Origin of the sequence: Mesorhizobium sp. M7A.F.Ca.US.005.03.2.1 (assembly GCF_003997795.1) — a bacterium.
In the GTDB taxonomy this organism is placed as follows: domain Bacteria; phylum Pseudomonadota; class Alphaproteobacteria; order Rhizobiales; family Rhizobiaceae; genus Mesorhizobium; species Mesorhizobium ciceri.
This window is the reverse complement of sequence record NZ_RZRP01001235.1, coordinates 1-1308: the sequence shown is the minus strand read 5'-3', so window position 1 is coordinate 1308 and position 1308 is coordinate 1. Positions and strand designations below refer to the sequence as shown.

At 66.4% G+C, this 1308-nt stretch carries 2 protein-coding genes and 1 pseudogene; 2 read left to right on the top strand and 1 reads right to left on the bottom strand.

Going from position 1 to position 1308, the window contains the following annotated elements; genetic code table 11:
- The coding region (locus EN991_RS36600) for a GntR family transcriptional regulator (protein ID WP_127370541.1) at positions 1-188 on the bottom strand (188 nt) is incomplete at its 3' end.
- 35 nt (positions 189-223) lie between these two features.
- Here EN991_RS36600 and EN991_RS36595 point away from each other — a divergent pair.
- Positions 224-976, top strand: a complete 753-nt coding sequence (locus EN991_RS36595) for a pyridoxamine 5'-phosphate oxidase family protein (protein ID WP_063168570.1) — start codon at positions 224-226, stop codon at positions 974-976.
- A gap of 64 nt (positions 977-1040) precedes the next feature.
- A pseudogene (locus EN991_RS36590) lies at positions 1041-1308 on the top strand (GNAT family N-acetyltransferase); the annotation flags it as partial.

Below are 1308 nucleotides of genomic sequence, written 5' to 3'. Positions count from 1 at the left end.
GCCGAACGCGACAGGCCGAAGCGCTGTGCGAGATCCCGGGTGGTCGGCAGTTTCGCCCCGGCGGCCAGCGCGCCGGTCTCGATCAGCCGCCTGAGCGCCGCATAGAGCTCGCGGCTGCGCGGGCCGTCGCCCGGCAGGACCGGGATCAGCGCCGACCAATCCGGAAAATTGGTCTGGTTTTTCTTCATGGGATTGGTTCTTTTATCGACCAATGTCATGGCGCATGGTTGGCAGACGACAACCAAGGATGCAAGCCGTGAACGACACGCCAGCCAGTTTTCCGACCACCAGCCGCAACCGCGTCAAGCGCCTGCACGAGCGCGGCAGCTACGACCATGCGGCAGTCTTCGCGGTGCTGGATGCCGGGCTGCTGTGCCATGTCGCCTATACGTTCGACGGCCAGCCCTATTGCACGCCGACCATCCACTGGCGCGAGGACGACATGCTGTACTGGCACGGCTCGTCGGCCAGCCGCATGCTGCGCAATCTGCGCGGCGGCACGCCGGCCTGTCTCACGGTGTCGCATCTCGACGGGCTGGTGCTGGCGCGCTCGGGCTTCAACCATTCGGCCAACTATCGCTCGGCGATGTGTTTCGGCACGGCGCGAATCGTCGACGAGCCGCAGGAGAAACTGAAGGCGCTGGCCGGCGTCGTCGACCGTTTCTATCCCGGCCGGAGCGAGACCCTGAGGCCGATCTCGGCGCAGGAGGCCAAGGCGACGACGGTGATCGGCATGCGTATTGAAGAGGCATCGGCGAAGGTGCGCGCCAAGGGCGTCGGCGACGACGAGGAGGATTACGGGCATCCGGTTTGGGCCGGCGTCATCCCGGTGCGGATGGTGGTCGGCGCCGCCGAGCCGTGTCCGAGGCTGATGCCTGACATGGAGCGGCCACGGAACCTGGCTGGATATGCCGAGGGCGCGCGGCTCGATGAGGCGCTGACGCAGGCGCAGCGGGTTTATGAGGGCGAAGTTTAGCCCGCGCCTAGTGGGAACGTATTCAAATCTTGCCGCTGCCGCCGCCTCGCGATATCTCGACACCATGATCACCTTCCGCCGTGCGCAAGCCTCCGACCTGCCTGATATCGTGGCCATGCTGGCCGACGACCCGCTTGGCGCCGGCCGCGAGGACGCTTCCTTGCCGCTGGCGCAAGGTTATGTCGACGCTTTCAACGCCATCGACGCCGATCCCAATCAGCTGCTGGCGGTGGCCGTGGATGGCGGCGAGGTGGTCGGCACCTTGCAGATATCTTTCCTTGCCGGGCTCTCGCGCAAGGGCGCGTGGCGCGGCCAGATCGAGGCGGTTTGGG

Excerpts from the sequence above, each read along its gene's own strand:
- EN991_RS36595 (WP_063168570.1), top strand. The coding sequence starts at position 224 with ATGGTTGGCAGACGACAACCAAGGATGCAAGCCGTGAACGACACGCCA.